A 16850-nucleotide genomic window follows, 5' to 3' on the forward strand; every position below is an offset into this window, starting at 1 on the left:
CTCGCAGGTACTGGGACGGTCGTCAGCGTACTAGGTGCCGGAAGCGGCAAGAGATGGCTCGGACAGTCGGTGCGGCTCGACCCGGACCGGCTCGTCGCCCGGAGCCGGTCCCGTGTGTCAGACGAAGGAATGGTGTAGCTCCCATCGTGAACAGATTTTTGACCGCTGAGCGTGCTCTGCGCACGGCGGCCCCTCATGAGTTGCTCGACGCCATGAGCCGCGTGCTCGTCGAGGAGTACGCGGCGCAGTCCGTCGAGCTGTTCCTGGCCGACTACGGCCTGACCGTCCTGCAGCCGGTGTCCGAGCTGCCGCACACCGCGGATGCGGTGTCGGTGCACAACAGCCCAGCCGGCCGTGCCTTCGGCGCACAGGAGCCGTTCCTGGAGGGCGTCCGCGACGGCGCCGTGCGCGTGCATCTGCCGGTGACGGTGCGCGGGGACCGGCTGGGGGTGCTGTCGGTCACCATGCGGGACCGGGAGGCCGTGCGTGAGCTGCTGGGCGAACTGGCGGACGTCGCCGAGGTGCTGGCGCACGAGGTGCTCGTGGCCGAGCGCGACACGGACGTCTACCTGCGGGCCCGGCGCAAGGACCGGCTGACCCTGGCCGCCGAGATGCAGTGGCAGCTGCTGCCCGGCCGCTCCTGCTCCCGGCCGGAGTACGACCTCGGGGCCCAGCTGGAGCCGGCCTACGCGATCTTCGGTGACAACTTCGACTGGTCCACCGACGCGGACCGCCTGATGCTCTACGTCACCAACGGCATGGGGGAGGGCATAGAGGCCTCCCTGCTGACGAACCTCGCCATCAACGCGCTGCGCAACGCCCGGCGGGCCGGTATCGCCATCGACGACCAGGCCGCCCTGGCCGACCAGGCGGTCTACGCCCACTACCGGGGGCGCTGCTACCTGTCGGTGCTGATGCTGGACTTCGAGCTGTCCACGGGCCGGGTGAAGGTCGTGGACGCCGGATCCCCGCAGCTGCTGCGGCTGCGGGAGGGCGTGGTCGAGCGCGTCGACTTCGAGGCGCAGCTCCCGCTGGGGATGTTCGAGGAGACCGACTACGTGGTCCAGGAGTTCCAGGCCGAGCCCGGCGACCGGCTCGTCTTCGTCAGCGACGGGGTGTACGCGGTCGCCTCCCCCAAGGGCGAGGCCTACGGAGACGCCGCCCTGGCGCGGGCGATCACGTCCACCCGGCTGCTGTCCGCCGCCGAGGTGCCGCGGGCCCTGCTGCGGGAGCTGACCGGCCATCGCGGCCAGTCCGCCCCGCAGGACGACGCGGTGGTGGTCTGTCTGGACTGGCGCGGGCACTGAGCCGCCTGCGCGAGCCGCCGATGTGTCGATGCGGTGTCGTTTCCACGGCACGCACGGCGTCAATACTTGTCGTGTGGCAATAATTGCCGGAGTGTGCCGGACGTGGCGCAGCGTTCGTACGGAAGGGAGTCGATGCGGGGTGTCGGAGCAGGAGGCGGCCGATGCGGCGGCGCGGGAGCTGGGAGCCTTCCTGGAGCGCCGCCGTGAGCAGATCGCCCAGCGATGGGCGGACGCGGCTCTGTTCCGCTCGGTCTTCACCGTCTCGCGCGACGAGGCCGTCGAGGCGGGCAAGGCCGTCGTGGACGCCCTGCGTGAGGTGGCGTCGAGCGGCCGGCTGGAGGACGTCGCGGCACCCGGGTTCGACTCCGTGCGTGATCAGCTGGGGCGTATGGCCGCCTCCCGGGCCCGTAGCGGATTCGGACCGGCCCGGATCGCGGACGAGGCCGCCGTTCTGCGGGTGGCGGCCTCCGAGCTGCTGCGCCACGAGAGCCGCGGGCCGGGCGACGCCGAGGCGCAGGAGGTGCTGCTGGCCCTGACCGTCCTGATGGGGACGCTGCGTCTGGTGATCATGCAGACCACGGTCGACGCCGGCGAGGAACTGATCGCGCGGCAGCGGCTGCAACTGCTCGAAGTGGCCACCCCCGTGATCAGCCTGTGGGAGGGCGTCGTCGCCGTGCCGCTGATCGGGACGCTGGACAGCGCCCGCAGCCAGGTGGTCATGGAGTCGCTGCTCCAGGCCATCGTGGAGCAGCGGGCCCGCTACGCGATCCTCGACATCACCGGCGTGTCCACGGTCGACTCGCTCGTCGCGCAGCACCTGATGAAGACGGTCGCCGCGGCGCGTCTGATGGGGGCCGACTGCATCGTCTCCGGCATCCGCCCGGCCATCGCGCAGACCATCGTGCACCTGGGCATCGACCTGGGCCCGGTGCTCACCTGCGGCTCGCTCGCCGACGCCCTGGCCCACGCGCTCACCCAGCAGGGCATCGAGGTCTCCCACCGCCTGGCAGGTGCGACCCCGCGATGACCTTCCCGCCTCCGGCCGACATGGCCACGGTGCCGGTCCTGGCGCTGGGGGACGTCCTGCTGGTCACCCTCCAGGGGGAGCTGCACGACGGTACGGCCGAGCAGCTCCAGCAGGACATCGCCCACCGGGTGGCCGGCAGCACGGCGACCGGCGTGGTCATCGACGTCTCCGGGGTCGAGATCGTGGACTCGTTCCTGGGCCGGATCATCGCCGAGATCGCCGCCAACGCCCGCCTGCCGGCCGCCCGTACCGTCCTGTGCGGCATGCGCCCCGCGGTGGCGATCACCCTGGTCGAACTCGGCCTGACGCTGCCCGGCCTGGTGACCACGCTCGACGTCGACCGCGCCTTCGAGTGGCTACGGCAGTCCGTCCCGGGCGGTCCTGAGGTGGGCACGTGACGGCGACCGACCCCGCAACCACGACGAGCCTGCCGATCGGCTCGGACGCGGATCTCGCGTGGCTGCGTCACCAGGTGCGGCAGGTCGCGGCCGAGCTCGGCTTCGGGCTCGTGCAGCAGACCAAACTGGTCACCGCGGCCAGCGAGCTGGCCCGCAACACCCTGGTCCACGGAGGCGGGGGCCAGGCGAAGATCACCCCGCTGGAGAGCGGCCCGAGGCGGGGGCTCCAGCTCGCCTTCGCCGACACCGGACCCGGAATCGCCGATGTCGAGCAGGCGCTGGCCGACGGCTACACCAGCGGGGGCGGCCTCGGGATGGGACTCGGCGGAGCCAAGCGGCTGATGGACGAGTTCTGCATCGACACCGCGCCGGGTCGGGGCACGGTCGTCACCGTCGCAGCCTGGATCACCGGCGTGCCCGCGGCCCGTCCGGGAACGGGCTGACCCGGACGACGGCCGCACGGCATCGGCCCCCATCCAGGTACCGGCATCCGTCGCGATAGCGTGGAGGTGGCAAGGGGAGAGGATGGAGACTTCGTGAACAGCTCCGACGCGGTCCCGTCCGTGGAAGCCCGGCTGCGGTCCGCTCCGCCGCACGCCCTGGTGGCCACCGCCGGCCGTCTGCTGGCGGAGCGCTTCGGCGCGGGCGAGGTGACGCTGCTGCTCGCCGACTACGCCCTCACGGTTCTGCAGCCGGTCGAGCAGCTGCCGGACACCGGCGAACCGGTGTCCGCGTACGACGGCCCCGCCGGTACCGCCTTCACCACCCAGAAGCCGGTGCTGGAAGTCACCGCCGCCCCGGCCACGGACCTGGTCCACCTGCCCGTCACCGTCCGAGGCGACCGCCTCGGAGTGCTCTCCGTCCACGTGCCCGGCACCGCCGCAGACCCGGCCACGGTGCTCCGGCTCGGCGAGTTCGCCACCGCGCTGGGCCACGAGCTGACCACGGCCAGCCGGGACACCGACCTCTACCTCCAGGCCCGCCGCACCCGCCGTCTCACCCTCGCCGCCGAGATGCAGTGGCAGCTCCTGCCGGGCCGGGGATGCGCCCGCGACGAGTTCGTCATCGGCGCCCATCTGGAGCCGGCCTACGCCATCGGCGGCGACAACTTCGACTGGTCCACGACCGCCGACCACCTGACCCTCAGCGTCACCGACGGCATGGGCGAGGGCATCGACGCGTCCCTGCTCACCAGCCTCACGGTCGGCGCGCTGCGCAACGCCCGCCGCGCCGGCATCGGCCTCGCCGACCAGGCGTGCCTGGCCGACCAGGCCCTCTTCTCCCAGTACGGCGGCAAGAAGTACGCCTCCACCCTGCTGCTGCGCTTCGACCTCGCCACGGGCTCGGTGTCCGCCGTGGACGCCGGGTCCCCGCAGCTGTACCGGCAGCGCGGCACCACGGTCGAACGCGTCGGCCTGGAGGCCCAGATGCCGCTCGGCATGTTCGAGGAGACCCCGTACGAGGAGCAGGCCTTCCAGGTCGAGCCGGGCGACCGCCTGGTCGTGCTCAGCACCGGCGTGCACAGCCCCCGGTCGGTGGCCGGGGACATGTTCGGGGAGGGCGTCCTGCGCCAGATCCTGGGCGCGACCCGCGAGACCTCCCCGCACGAGGCGGCGCGCTCGGTCGTCGCCGGACTGATCGAACACGTCGGCAGCGAGGACCTCCTCGCCGACGCCTCCGTCGTCTGCCTCGACTGGACGGGCCGCGAGGTCGCGAGCCCTCACGAAGAGCGGCCGAACCGCTGACCTACGGGTCCTCCGGCGGCCGCAAGCCGGCTTCGTCCGGTGTGGCGAGAACGGCCTTCATGCCGCTGACCAGTGCCGACCGCTCCGCGGGCGCCATGGACGAAAGGACGCCCGCCAGGGCCTGGGCGCGCCGACGGGCCACGTCCTTGAGCACACGGCGCCCCTGACCCGTCAGGGTCAGCTGCACCTCGCGGCGGTTGTCCGGGTGCAGCGTGCGCTCCAGCATCCCCGCGGCCTCCAGCCGGTTGCACAGCCGGCTGGCGGTGGGAAGCCCGATGTCCAGCCGCTCCGCCAGGCCCGTGAGATTCAGCTCCGGCGCCGCCTCCAGCGCCCGTAGCGCCCGCAGCTGGTGCAGGGACAGCCGTACGGCCGCCTCCTGGGCGGCCACGGACCACAGGTTCGCAAGACGCTCCACGGCATCGGCGATCTCTCGCGCGTCGGCGCTCGGATCGTCGCCCAAGCCCTCCGCGCGGTCGTCGGCGCCGCCGGGAAGAGTCACGAAGGCATCACTTTCCGTAAGATCCGGTCCTGCGGGGACATCCCATATTCCAACGCTGTACCCGAAGAGCCGGGACGCAAGCAGTGCTACGAGTGTTCCGTCACCGGTACGGGCCGCTCGACCGGCGCCCGTGGCACCGGCTTCGCCAGCTCCGCGTTGAACTGGGCGCCCATCAGCAGGGCCAGGTTGGACAGCCACAGCCAGATCAGGAAGATCACGACGCCGGCCAGTGAGCCGTACAGACGGTGGTAGGCGCCGATGTGGGACGTGTAGACGGCGAACCCGACCGAGACGGCCAGCAGGAGCACCACCGCCAAGGTGCCGCCCGGCGCCATCCGGCGTACCGGGCGGGACGACGCGGGGCCCGATCGGTACAGGACGAGCACCATGGCCACGGCGGCCACGGCCACCACCGGCCAGCGCAGTGCGTCCCACGCGGCCTGCGGGCCGCTGCCCAGGTCCAGCGCACGGCTCAGCCGCCGGGCCAGGCTGCCGGTCAGGAACAGCGTGAGTGTGGAGATGAGCAGCAAGGAGATCATCACGAGGGCCGTGACGATGATGCGCGGAGCCGTGCGCCAGACCGGGCGGTGCGCGCTGATCCGGTGCATGGAGTGCAGCGCGCGGCGGAAGACGCTCAGATAGCTGGAGCCCGACCACAGGGCTCCCGCCCCGCCGAGGAAGACCAGCGTCCACGCCGTCGACTGCTGTCCGGTCAGCTGCCGCAGGGTGCTGCGCAGCAAAGGCTGCGACGCGACCGGGGCGGCCTGCGCCATGCGGTCGATGACCTCGGGCTTCGCGGTGGGCATGGTCAGCCCCACGATCGAGAGGATCACCAGCAGCACCGGGAACAGGGCCAGGACGGCGTAGTACGTCAGGGCGGCGGCCCAGTCCGTGACGTCGTCGTTCCAGACGGCCACCGGGGTGCGGCGCAGCGCCGCCCACCATCGGGTCCTGCGGCCGTCTGCATCGTCCATGGGGCGGACTCTCTCACCTTCGTTGTTGCTCGGGCCGCGCTTGATCGGTCGGCGGCCTCGGCTGGCTCATGCCCCCCGGGCCACCCCCGTACTCTCCCGCACGACCACCTGAGGCACCGGCACCCGCACCGTGCGCGCCGGGCCGCCGTCCAGCAGTGCGGTCAGCTCCCTGGCCGCGGTGCGGCCGAACTCCACGCTGTCGCGGGAGAGGGCGGACAGCCAGGGCCGGACCATGCGGCACAGAGCCGAGTCCTCCCAGGCCACCACCGACACGTCGGCCGGCACGGTGAAGCCGAGTTCGGTCGCGGTGGCGACGCCCGCGACGGCCATCACGTCGTTGTCGTAGATCAGGGCGGTCGGGGGAGCGGGCCGGCCCAGGACGCGGCGGGTCACGGCCGCGCCCTCCACGTCGGAGTAGTCGGTGGTCACGGACTCGACCTCGTGCAGGCCGCGTCGCTCGGCCTCGGTGCGCAGGGTGCGCACCCGGCGCTCGGTGTGGGCCAGGCCCGGCAGGCCCGCGATGTGCACGATGCGGCGGTGGCCCAGCCGGTACAGCTCGTCGACGACGGAGGCCATCGCGCCCGCGTCGTCCGCCCAGACCGTGGAGAGGCCGGGGTGGCGTTCGTCGGGAGCGCCGCCGATCACCACGGCGGGCAGGCCGAGTTCGTCCAGCAGGCCGGGTCGCGGGTCGTCGGTGCGCGGGTCGACCACCAGGACGCCGTCCACGCGATGCTCGGCCCACCAGCGGCGGTAGACCGCGCACTCGTCGGCGACGTCCTCCACCACCTGGAACAGCAGGCCGAGATGCCGCTCCGCCAGCACCTCCTGTATGCCCGAGACGAGCTGGAGGAAGAAGGAGTCCACGCCGAGGGTGTCGGCGCGCCGGGCCAGCACGAAGCCGACCGTCGCCGCGCCCTCCCCGGACAGCTGGCGCGCCGCCGTGCTGGGCCGCCAGCCCAGCTGGTCGGCGACCCTGCGCACCCGATCGCGGGTGACCTCGGAGACGCCCGGGCGGTCGTTGAGCGCGAAGGAGACGGCGCTCTCGGAGACACCGGCGCGCTGAGCGATGTCCTTCATCGTCGGCCGGCGGGCCGGGGAACGCCTGGCTGGCACCTGGCTCACCCTTTTCTCGGCAGTCGTAGCTAATGCGCTTGAGTGCGAGAACGGTAAAGCGCATTAGTGATGAAGCGCAAGTCCTCGATCACGACAGCTTTGACCTGCACTAATGAGGAATGGATTTCTTTAGTGGAGGCAAATCCATTGACTTCTCATGAACGCCCCGGGCATGGTCCCTGGCGTCACCGCCAACGACACTCCGAGGGAGTCGTGTCACCGTGCCCACATCCCGCAGAACCTTCGCCGCCGTAGCCGTCGCCGCTCTCGTCCTGCCGCTGAGCGCCTGCGGCTCCGGCGGCGACGACAGCGGATCCTCCGACGCCTCCGGCAAGGTCGAGGGCGACATCACCTTCCAGACCTGGAACCTGAAGGCCAACTTCAAGCCGTACTTCGACGGCCTGATCACCGACTTCGAGAAGAAGTACCCCGGCACCCATGTGAAGTGGATCGACCAGCCCGCCGAGGGCTACGCCGACAAGATCAGCGCGGACGCGGCCGGCGGCACCCTGCCCGACGTCGTCAACGTCTCCCCGGACCTCGTCGCCCCGCTCGCCAAGGCCGGCCTCGCACTCGACCTCGACAAGTCCGCCGCCAAGTACAAGAAGGAGTACCTGGCCGGCGCCTGGGCCAGCCATCAGATACCGGGCATGACCGGCACGTACGCCTTCCCCTGGTACCTCAACACCGGGCCGCTGTTCTACAACAAGTCCCTGTTCAGGAAGGCCGGGCTCGACCCGGCGCAGCCGCCGAAGACGTACGGCGACCTCTTCGCCGACTCGCTGCAGATGGCGAAGAAGAGCGACGGCAAGGTCGCCACCCTCGCCAACGTCCCCACCATCGAGGACTTCGGCCGCTACGGCGTCGAGCTGATGGACAAGCAGGGCGGCGCCTTCACCTTCAACGACGCCAAGGGCATCGAACTGCTCACCAAGTACAAGCAGTTGTACGACGCCAAGGCCCTCGACCCGCAGGCGCTGACCGCGACCCCCGAGTCCTCCGGCAAGAAGTTCCTCACCGAGGCCGTCGCCATGAACCCCGGCAGCGCCCTCGACCTCGGCAACTTCAAGAAGCAGGCGCCGAACCTGTACAAGAACATCGGCATCACCGACCAGATCACCAGCACCGGCCACGTCAACATGTACGTGATGGGGGTGATGGTCAACTCCAAGACCAAGCACACGCCCGCCTCCGTCGCCTTCGCGCACTACGTCACCGACGCCGAGCACCAGATGTCGTTCGCGAAGAAGGTCGCCATCTTCCCCTCCACCGCCGGCTCGCTCGACGACCCGTACTTCACCAAGGAGGACGGCACCGACGAGACGCGGGTGCGCATCGCCGCCGCCAAGTCCCTGAAGAACGCGGTCAATTACACGCCCGTGCTGTTCAGCGACCAGATGAAGACGGCGCTGCGCAACGAGGTCGCCAAGGCGCTCCAGGGCAAGGAGAGCCCCAAGGAAGCGCTCGACAACGCTGTCAAGCAGTGCAACACGCTGCTCCAGCAGCAGGGATAGGACTCGGAGATGGCCCTGTCCACCCTGTCCGGCCGGCGCGTGCCCGGGGCCGGAGGCATGCGGCGAGTGCGGCGCCAACTGCCCACCAGCCCCTGGCTGTTCGCCGCTCCCGGGCTGCTGATCACCGGTATCTTCATCCTCTACCCGTTCGTCTCCACGGTGATCAACTCCTTCACCGACCGCCGGACGCTGATCCCGGGCGAGTTCGTCGGGCTCGCCAACTTCCGCGAGCTGCTGCACGACGACATGTTCTGGATCGGACTGCGCAACAGCACGCTCTACGTCGTCGGCGTCGTGCCCGCGCTGGTGATCCTGCCGCTGCTGCTCGCGCTGCTGGTGCAGAAGAACATCCCCGGCATCACCTTCTTCCGCTCCGCCTTCTACACCCCGGTCGTCGCCTCGATCGTCGTCGTCGGGCTGATCTGGGTATGGCTGCTCGACGAACGCGGCCTGATCAACTCCCTGCTGGAAGGCATCGGGATCGGCCGGGTCGGCTTCCTCAGCGACCAGTGGCTGCTCCTGCTGAGCGCGATGGCCGTGACGGTGTGGAAGGGCCTCGGCTACTACATGATCATTTATCTGGCGGCGCTGGCGAACGTGCCCCGTGAACTCCACGAGGCCGCCGCCGTCGACGGCGCGGGCGCGGTGCGCCGCTTCCTCGCCGTCACCGTCCCCGCCGTCCGCTCCACCATGGTCCTGGTCGGCGCGCTCTCCTCGGTCGCCGCCTTCAAGGTGTTCTCCGAGGTGTACCTGATGGCGGGCCCCAGCGGCGGTCCGGCCGGCGAGGACACCACGCTGGTGATGCTGGTCCAGCGCACCGGCACCGGCCTGACCGGCCGCGTCGGCTACGCCTCCGCCCTCTCCCTCGTCGTCTTCGTCGTCACCGTCGCGCTGATGCTCCTCGTCCTGCGCGCCGACCGCAGGGAGGAGACATGAGCGTCGCCGAGAAGGTACGGCCCGCCGAGACACCGGCTCCCGTCCGTGAATCCCGCGTCACCGACGAGCACGGCCGCCGCATCCGGGTGTGGGAACTCGTCCTGCGCTACGCGCTGTTGCTCGCCGTCCTCGCCCTGACCGTCGGCCCGTTCCTGTGGCAGCTGTCCACCTCGCTCAAGGGACCGACCGAGGACATCTACAGGTCCACGCCGAGTTTCCTGCCCGCCCACCCCACCCTGCACAACTACACCCGGGTCGCCGACACCATCCCCGTGTGGGACTACGCCTTCAACTCCCTGAAGGTCGCCGCAGGCAACGTCGTCACCAACTGCGTCGGTTCGGCCCTGGCCGGCTACGCACTGGCCCGGCTGCGCTACCGCGGCCGCCGCATCGCCACCCTCACGTTCATCCTGGCGATGCTCGTGCCGGTGGAGGGCATCATCATCGCCCAGTTCACCACCATGCGGGAGCTCGGCCTCAACAACACCCTCATAGGTGTCGTCCTGCCGGGCTGCATCGGCGCCATGAACGTGCTGCTGATGCGCAACGCCTTCCTCAACCTGCCCTACGAGATCGAGGAGGCGGCCTACGTCGACGGCGCCAACGCCTGGCAGCGTTTCCTGCGCATCGCCCTGCCGTCGGTCAAGGGCACCCTCGCCGTCGTCGCGATCTTCGCCTTCATGGGCGCCTGGGACGACTTCCTGTGGCCGCTCATCGTGCTCAGCGACCCCTCCAAGTTCACCCTGACCATCGGCCTCAACTATTTGCACGGCACCTTCGCCAACGACGAACGCCTCGTCGCCGCGGGCACGGTCATCGCCGTGGCACCGCTGATCGCCCTCTTCGCCTGTCTGCAGCGGTACTTCTTCCGCGGCGTGGGCGAGGGGGCCGTCAAGGGATGACCGCCGCACCCGAGTTCAAGGACACAGGACACCGCATGCCTTCTGCCGTGCGCTTCGGCGTCAACTACACCCCCAGCAAGGGGTGGTTCCACCATTGGCTCGACTACGACCCCGACTCCGTACGCGCCGATCTCGACTCCATCGCCGCCCTCGGCCTTGACCACATCCGCGTCTTCCCCCTGTGGCCCTACTTCCAGCCCAACCGCACCCTGATCCGCCCCCGCGCAGTCGAGCAGCTGGTCCAGCTCGTCGACGACGCCGCCGTACGCGGCCTCGACGTCAACGTCGACGGCCTGCAAGGGCACTTGAGCAGCTTCGACTACCTGCCCGCCTGGACCCGCACCTGGCACCGCCGCAACCTCTTCACCGACCCGGACGTCCTCGACGGCCAGGCCGCCTACCTGCGCACCCTCGCCGCCGCCCTCGCCGACCGCCCCACCTTCCTCGGCATGACGCTCGGCAACGAGGTCAACCAGTTCTCCGCCGGCCCGCACCCCGACCCCGACCGCGCCACCGAGGATCAGATCGACGCCTGGCTGGCGCGCATGCTCGCCGCCTGCGAGCAGGGCGCCCCCGGCAAGCTCCATCTGCACGCCGAGTACGACGCCACCTGGTACCAGGACGACCAGCCCTTCACCCCCGCCCAGGCCGCCCGCCACGGCGCCCTCACGGCCGTGCACTCCTGGGTCTTCAACGGCACCGCCCAACGCCACGGCCGCACCGCCGTACCGACCGAACACCACGCCGCCTACCTGATCGAACTCGCCAAGGCATGGGCCGACGACCCGCACCGCCCCGTCTGGCTCCAGGAGGTCGGCGCGCCCGCACCCCTCGTACCGCCCGAGCACGCCGCCGCATTCACCGAGGCCACCGTCACCCACGCCCTGGACTGCCCGGACCTGTGGGGCATCACCTGGTGGTGCTCCCACGACGTCTCCCGCGACCTCGCCGACTTCCCCGAACTCGAATACGGACTCGGCCTGTTGACCAACGACCGGCAGCCCAAGGACACGGCCCGCGCGCTCGCCGACGCGGCCGCCCGCGCCCGCACCCTCACGCCACCGGCCCCCCGCACCACCGCCCTCACCGTCCCCGCCGACCCGGCCCGGCGCTCACACTGCGCCCCCGGCGGAGAGGTGTTCGACGCCTTCTTCCGGCTGACCGCCGACGGCGCCCGCCCGACGACGGTCCTGGACAGCCAGGCGGACGACAAGGACCACCTCAGCGCACGGGGCATCACCGAGGTCGTCACTCCCGAACAGGTACTCCCATCCCCACAAGGAGGCACCAGCTCGTGAACCCCACCAGACGCACCGTCCTCGTCACCGGCGCCGCGGCAGCGGCGTCCCTGCTCTCGCCGCTGCCCGCCGTCGCGGCACCCCACAGGACGAAGGCCGCCGCCACGCCGCCGTACGCCTCGTACTGGTACCCGGACTCGCTGCCCTCCGGTAGCCCCGGCGCCGGCATCACCTGGCGCAGCCTGAAACGCTGGAAGGCCGCCGACGACGCCGACCTCGCCTTCAACGCCGCGTCCGTGCCGCTCGCGGACCGCTTCACGCCGACCCCGGCGAACACCACCGCCCGTAGCGGGCAGGCGCGTATCCAGTCGCTGGTCTCCTTCGGGCCGACCTCGAGCAACCCCTCGCAGGGCGCGGCGACGGCCGACTACTACGCCCTGACGCACTGGGCGTACATGGACGAGCTGGTGTTCTGGGGCGGCTCGTCCGGCGAGGGACTGATCCTCGCGCCGAACGCCCCGGTCGTGGACGCCGCCCACCGCCACGGCGTGCCCGTCCTCGGCAACATCTTCCTGCCGCCCACCGCCTACGGCGGGCAGCTGCAGTGGACCCGCGACCTGGTGCAGAAGGACGCCTCCGGGCACTACCCGCTCGCCGCCCGACTGGTGGCGGTCGCCGCCGCGTACGGCTTCGACGGGTGGTTCGTCAACGCCGAGACCGGCGGCGGGAACAGCGCGCTCGGCGCCGACATGCTCGGCTTCGTCAAGGAGCTCAAGTCGCTCGCCGTCGCCCGCGGTCAGCGGGTGACCTGGTACGACGCGATGACCGTGGGCGGCACGGTGAGCTGGCAGGGCGCACTCAACAGCCAGAACCAGGCGTTCTTCCAGGCCGCCGACGACATGTTCGTCGACTTCCGGTGGAGCCCGACCTCACTGGCCTCGTCGGGGCAGACCGCCGATCAACTGGGCCGTAGCCGCTACGAGTTGTGGGCGGGCGTCGACGTCGAGTCGAACGGTTCCGGCACGAGCGTGAACTGGGACGCCATCGTGCCCACCACCAAGTTCCACGTCACGTCGGTGGGGTTCTACCGGCCCGAGTGGACGCACAGCCATCTGCCCGACTCCCGCACCCCGGGCGACTTCCACGCCGCCGACGACCGGTTCTGGACCGGCCGCTCCCTCGACCCCTCCCGGCCGGACGCCGGCGATCCCTGGCGGGCGCCCGCGGTGCCGGTCGCGGACCGTTCGACGGTCGGCGGGGTGCCGTTCGCGAGCACGTTCAACACCGGGCACGGGCTGCGCTGGTACGAGGAGGGCGCGGTCACCTCCGATGCGGCGTGGAACCATCTCGGGCTCCAGGACCGGCTGCCCTCGCGCCGCTGGGTGGTGCGCACGCAGGGTCAACGGCCCACCGTCTCCTTCGACTTCGACGACGCCTGGCGCGGCGGCAGCAGTGTCCTGGTCGACGGCGCGCTGGACCAGCCGGCCGTGCTGGACCTGTATGCGACCCGGCTGCCGATCACCGCGGACACGGTGGTCGAACTGACGCACCGGACCGACGCGGGCGCCGTGCGGGTCGAGCTCGCGGTGGCCACCGCAGAACCGGGCGCGGCGGGTGCGGCACCGCCGTACACCTGTCGGCCCGTGGAGTCGGGTGAGGGCTGGCAGACCGTGAGCGTGCCGCTCACCGGGCTGTCCGGGACCGTCCATGCGATCGGCGTGCGGCTGACCGCGAGCGGCGGCCCGGTGAAGTGGCGGCTGGGCGGTCTCGCCGTCCGGGACGCGGTCGTCACGCCCGCCGCCCCCTCCGGCCTGCGCATCACCGCCGCCTCCGGCGGCGATCTGCGCCTGGCCTGGAAGGCGGCCCCATGCGGCGTACGGCACTACACGCTGCACCGCCTGCTGCCCGACGGCACCCGGCGCTTCCTCGGCGCCACCGGCCAGCAAGCCTACTTTCTCGCCGGACTCGAACCCGAACAGGGCGAGAGCGAGGCGCGGTTGGAGTTGCGTGCGGTGGGGGAGCTGTACACCTCGTCGGACCCCGTCACCGTGACCCACCCCTGGTAACACCCGCAATCCGCCCCCACCCTTGGAGCACCCCGCATGCATGACGACCGCAGCCTGGTCGAAGCCCGTCTCAAGCGCGTCCTCGACGAGCGCATCCGCCCCGCCGTGTATCCCGAGTCAGTGCCGCTCCAGGTCGCGGTGTGGCACGCGCCCGGCGGGCCGGTGCCGGTCGCCGAGGGACTGGCGGCCGAGCCCGAGCCGATCGAGGTGGGCGCCCGGTGGGGTGCTCCATGGGGGACCAGCTGGTTCCGTGTCACCGGAACGGTCCCCGAGGCCTGGGCCGGGAGGGCGGTCGAGGCGATCCTCGACCTCGGCTTCGACGAGAACATGCCCGGCTTCCAGTGCGAGGGCCTGGTCTATCGGCCCGACGGCACCCCCGTGAAGGGCCTCAACCCGCGCAACCAATGGGTGCGCATCGGCGCGCCCGTCGCCGGCGGGGAGGAGGTGCGCCTGCACGTCGAGGCCGCCTCCAACCCCGTCATCCTCGACTACCACCCCTTCCTGCCCACGCAGTTGGGCGACAGGGAGACCGCGGGCGCCGAACCGCAGTACACCCTCGTCCGTATGGACCTCGCGGTCTTCGACGAGACGGTGTGGCAGCTGGTGATCGACCTGGAGGTGCTGGGTGAGCTGATGGCCGAGCTGCCCGTGGAGTCCGCCCGCCGCTGGGACATCCTGCGCGCGGTGGACCGGGCTCTCGACGCGGTCGACCTCCAGGACGTCAACGGCAGTGCGGACACTGCTCGTTCGCAGCTGACCGGTGTCCTGGCGGCGCCCGCCGTGCCCTCCGCCCACCGCATCAGCGCCGTCGGGCACGCCCATATCGACTCGGCGTGGCTGTGGCCGCTGCGCGAGACGGTCCGCAAGGTCGCGCGGACGACGGCGAACATGACGGCGCTGCTGGAGGACGAGCCGGACTTCGTCTTCGCCATGTCGCAGGCCCAGCAGTGGGCCTGGGTGAAGGAGCACCGGCCCGAGGTGTGGGCGCGGGTGAAGAAGGCCGTGGCGGACGGGCGGTTCGTGCCGGCGGGCGGCATGTGGGTGGAGTCGGACACCAACATGCCGGGCTCGGAGGCGATGGCCCGGCAGTTCGTGCACGGCAAGCGGTTCTTCCTCGACGAGTTCGGCATCGAGAACGACGAGGCGTGGCTGCCCGACACCTTCGGCTTCGCCGCCGGTCTGCCGCAGATCATCCGCGCGGCCGGCTCCACCCGGCTGCTCACCCAGAAGATCTCGTGGTCGCAGACGAACAGGTTCCCGCACCACACCTTCCAGTGGGAGGGCATCGACGGCACCCGGATCTTCACCCACTTCCCGCCCGTCGACACCTACAACTGCTCCATGAAGGGCAGCGAAATCGCCCACGCGGCGCGCAACTTCAAGGACAAGGGCGTCGCCCGCCACTCCCTGGCGCCCACCGGCTGGGGCGACGGCGGCGGAGGTACCACACGCGAGATGGTCGCCAAGGCGGCCCGGCTGCGTGACCTGGAGGGCTCGGCGACCGTCGCCTGGGAGACCCCGGCGGAGTTCTTCACCAAGGCCGAGGCCGAATACCCCGAGCCGCCCGTCTGGGTCGGCGAGCTCTACCTCGAACTCCACCGGGCCACCCTCACCAGCCAGGCCGGCACCAAGCAGGGCAACCGGCGCAGCGAGCACCTCCTGCGCGAGGCCGAGCTGTGGGCGGCGACGGCCGCCGTACGCACCGGATTCGCCTACCCCCACGAGGAGTTGGACCGCATCTGGAAGACGGTGCTGCTGCACCAGTTCCACGACATCCTGCCCGGGTCGTCCATCGCCTGGGTGCACCGTGAGGCCCGCGCGACCTACGCACGCGTCGCCGAGGAGCTGACCGGGATCATCGACGCGGCGCAGCGCGCCCTGGCAGGCGAGGGCTCGACGCCGCTGGTGTTCAACTCGGCGCCGCACGCCCGCGCCGGTGTCCCGTCGGGCGGTGCCGCCGCGCCCGTCGCCGACGGCCGCACCGTCCTCACACCGCGCGAGGGCGGCGGCCACGTCCTGGACAACGGCCTGCTGCGGATCGCCGTCGACGCCCGCGGACTCGTCGTCTCGGCCTACGATCTCGCGGCCGACCGGGAGACGATCGCCCCGGGCCGGGCGGCGGGCGTCCTCCAACTCCACCCGGACTTCCCGAACATGTGGGACGCCTGGGACGTGGACGAGTTCTACCGCAACACCGTCACCGACCTCACGGACGCCGACGAGGTGACCCCCGGCGCGGACGGCGCGTCGGTGCGGATCGTCCGATCCTTCGGTGCCTCGCACGTCACGCAGGTGCTGTCGCTGGCACCGGGGGAGCGGCGCCTGGTGCTGGACACGGAGGTGGACTGGCACGAGACGGAGAAGTTCCTGAAGCTGGCCTTCCCGCTCGACGTGCACGCCGAACGGTACGCGTCGGAGACCCAGTTCGGGCACTTCTACCGGCCCACGCACACCAACACCTCATGGGAGGCGGCCAAGTTCGAGGCCTGCAACCACCGCTTCGTGCACATCGAGGAGCCCGGCTGGGGCGTGTCCCTCGTCAACGACTCGACGTACGGCCACGACGTGACCCGTGGCGTACGCACCGACGGCGACCGGGGTACGACCACGACCGTACGGGTGTCCCTGCTGCGTGCCCCGCGTTTCCCGGACCCCGAGACGGACCAGGGGGTCCACCGTTTCCGGCATGCGCTGGTACCGGGCGCGGGCATCGCGGACGCGGTGCGCGAGGGCTGGCGGATCAACCTGCCCGAGCGGCGGGCGACGGGCGCGGGGGAGGTGGCGCCGCTGGTGGGCGTCGACCGGGACGCGGTCGTCGTCACGGCCGTCAAGCTGGCCGACGACGGCAGCGGCGACGTGATCGTGCGCCTGCACGAGGCGCACGGGGCCCGCACCCGGGCCACGCTCACGGCCGGTTTCCCGCTGGCCGGGGCGGCCGTGACCGACCTGCTGGAGCGCCCGCTCACCGACGCGGCCGCACCGGAGCGGGAGGGCCCGGCGATCCGCCTGGCCCTGCGCCCCTTCGAGCTGGTCACGCTCCGGCTGGCCAGGACCTGACCCGGCGCAGTTCAAGCGCGGGCGCCCAGTTGGGCTACGCGCGGGTGGCCCGACGAGTCGTCGGCGGGGTCACG

The 16850-nt window shown here is 71.3% G+C and carries 14 protein-coding genes; 11 read left to right on the forward strand and 3 right to left on the reverse strand.

Annotation, left to right across the window (positions count from 1 at the left end; all coding sequences use genetic code 11):
• The first annotated feature begins 146 nt into the window (after positions 1-146).
• The 5 genes from ACGFYN_RS26285 to ACGFYN_RS26305 all read left to right on the forward strand — a co-directional run bounded on the left by ACGFYN_RS26285 (position 147) and on the right by ACGFYN_RS26305 (position 4477).
• On the forward strand, positions 147-1307 hold the full coding sequence (locus tag ACGFYN_RS26285) for a PP2C family protein-serine/threonine phosphatase (RefSeq protein ID WP_393868312.1): 1161 nt from the start codon (positions 147-149) through the stop codon (positions 1305-1307).
• A gap of 139 nt (positions 1308-1446) precedes the next feature.
• Positions 1447-2334 carry an STAS domain-containing protein gene (locus tag ACGFYN_RS26290; RefSeq protein WP_393868313.1) on the forward strand — a complete coding sequence of 296 codons (888 nt, stop codon included), beginning with the start codon at positions 1447-1449 and terminating at the stop codon, positions 2332-2334.
• Positions 2331-2732, forward strand: a complete 402-nt coding sequence (locus tag ACGFYN_RS26295) for an STAS domain-containing protein (protein WP_393868314.1) — start codon at positions 2331-2333, stop codon at positions 2730-2732. Before ACGFYN_RS26290 ends, ACGFYN_RS26295 begins: the two co-directional genes overlap by 4 nt.
• Positions 2729-3175, forward strand: a complete 447-nt coding sequence (locus ACGFYN_RS26300; RefSeq protein WP_393868315.1) for an anti-sigma regulatory factor — start codon at positions 2729-2731, stop codon at positions 3173-3175. Before ACGFYN_RS26295 ends, ACGFYN_RS26300 begins: the two co-directional genes overlap by 4 nt.
• Before the next feature lie 93 nt (positions 3176-3268).
• A complete protein-coding gene (locus ACGFYN_RS26305; RefSeq protein WP_393868316.1) occupies positions 3269-4477 on the forward strand; it encodes a PP2C family protein-serine/threonine phosphatase in 1209 nt (402 codons plus the stop codon).
• A gap of 1 nt (position 4478) precedes the next feature.
• Here ACGFYN_RS26305 and ACGFYN_RS26310 read toward each other — a convergent pair whose 3' ends face one another.
• The 3 genes from ACGFYN_RS26310 to ACGFYN_RS26320 all read right to left on the reverse strand — a co-directional run bounded on the left by ACGFYN_RS26310 (position 4479) and on the right by ACGFYN_RS26320 (position 7063).
• A complete protein-coding gene (locus ACGFYN_RS26310; RefSeq protein WP_393868317.1) occupies positions 4479-4976 on the reverse strand; it encodes a MarR family winged helix-turn-helix transcriptional regulator in 498 nt (165 codons plus the stop codon).
• A gap of 86 nt (positions 4977-5062) precedes the next feature.
• Positions 5063-5950, reverse strand: a complete 888-nt coding sequence (locus ACGFYN_RS26315) for a YihY/virulence factor BrkB family protein (RefSeq protein ID WP_393868318.1) — start codon at positions 5948-5950, stop codon at positions 5063-5065.
• Between the two features lie 66 nt (positions 5951-6016).
• Positions 6017-7063 carry a LacI family DNA-binding transcriptional regulator gene (locus ACGFYN_RS26320; protein WP_393868319.1) on the reverse strand — a complete coding sequence of 349 codons (1047 nt, stop codon included), beginning with the start codon at positions 7061-7063 and terminating at the stop codon, positions 6017-6019.
• 221 nt (positions 7064-7284) lie between these two features.
• On the opposite strand from ACGFYN_RS26320, the gene ACGFYN_RS26325 reads away from it, so the two are divergent.
• From ACGFYN_RS26325 to ACGFYN_RS26350, 6 genes are read left to right on the forward strand one after another with little or no spacing between them, the layout of a single operon-like run.
• Positions 7285-8577: an ABC transporter substrate-binding protein gene (locus ACGFYN_RS26325; RefSeq protein WP_393868320.1), complete on the forward strand. Its 1293-nt coding sequence runs from the start codon at positions 7285-7287 to the stop codon at positions 8575-8577.
• Between the two features lie 9 nt (positions 8578-8586).
• Positions 8587-9513, forward strand: coding sequence for a carbohydrate ABC transporter permease (locus ACGFYN_RS26330; protein WP_393868321.1), 927 nt, complete (start codon positions 8587-8589; stop codon positions 9511-9513).
• Positions 9510-10415: a carbohydrate ABC transporter permease gene (locus ACGFYN_RS26335; protein WP_393868322.1), complete on the forward strand. Its 906-nt coding sequence runs from the start codon at positions 9510-9512 to the stop codon at positions 10413-10415. The genes ACGFYN_RS26330 and ACGFYN_RS26335 overlap by 4 nt, the downstream gene beginning before the upstream one ends.
• Before the next feature lie 35 nt (positions 10416-10450).
• The gene (locus tag ACGFYN_RS26340; RefSeq protein ID WP_393868323.1) at positions 10451-11713 is read left to right on the forward strand and encodes a glycosyl hydrolase; all 1263 of its coding nucleotides are present in this window, start codon (positions 10451-10453) and stop codon (positions 11711-11713) included.
• Positions 11710-13719 carry an endo-beta-N-acetylglucosaminidase gene (locus ACGFYN_RS26345; RefSeq protein WP_393868324.1) on the forward strand — a complete coding sequence of 670 codons (2010 nt, stop codon included), beginning with the start codon at positions 11710-11712 and terminating at the stop codon, positions 13717-13719. Before ACGFYN_RS26340 ends, ACGFYN_RS26345 begins: the two co-directional genes overlap by 4 nt.
• A gap of 36 nt (positions 13720-13755) precedes the next feature.
• The gene (locus ACGFYN_RS26350) at positions 13756-16776 is read left to right on the forward strand and encodes an alpha-mannosidase (RefSeq protein ID WP_393868325.1); all 3021 of its coding nucleotides are present in this window, start codon (positions 13756-13758) and stop codon (positions 16774-16776) included.
• The last annotated feature ends 74 nt before the right edge of the window (positions 16777-16850 follow it).

It is taken from the genome of Streptomyces sp. NPDC048419 (assembly GCF_043200415.1).
Taxonomy (GTDB): domain Bacteria; phylum Actinomycetota; class Actinomycetes; order Streptomycetales; family Streptomycetaceae; genus Streptomyces.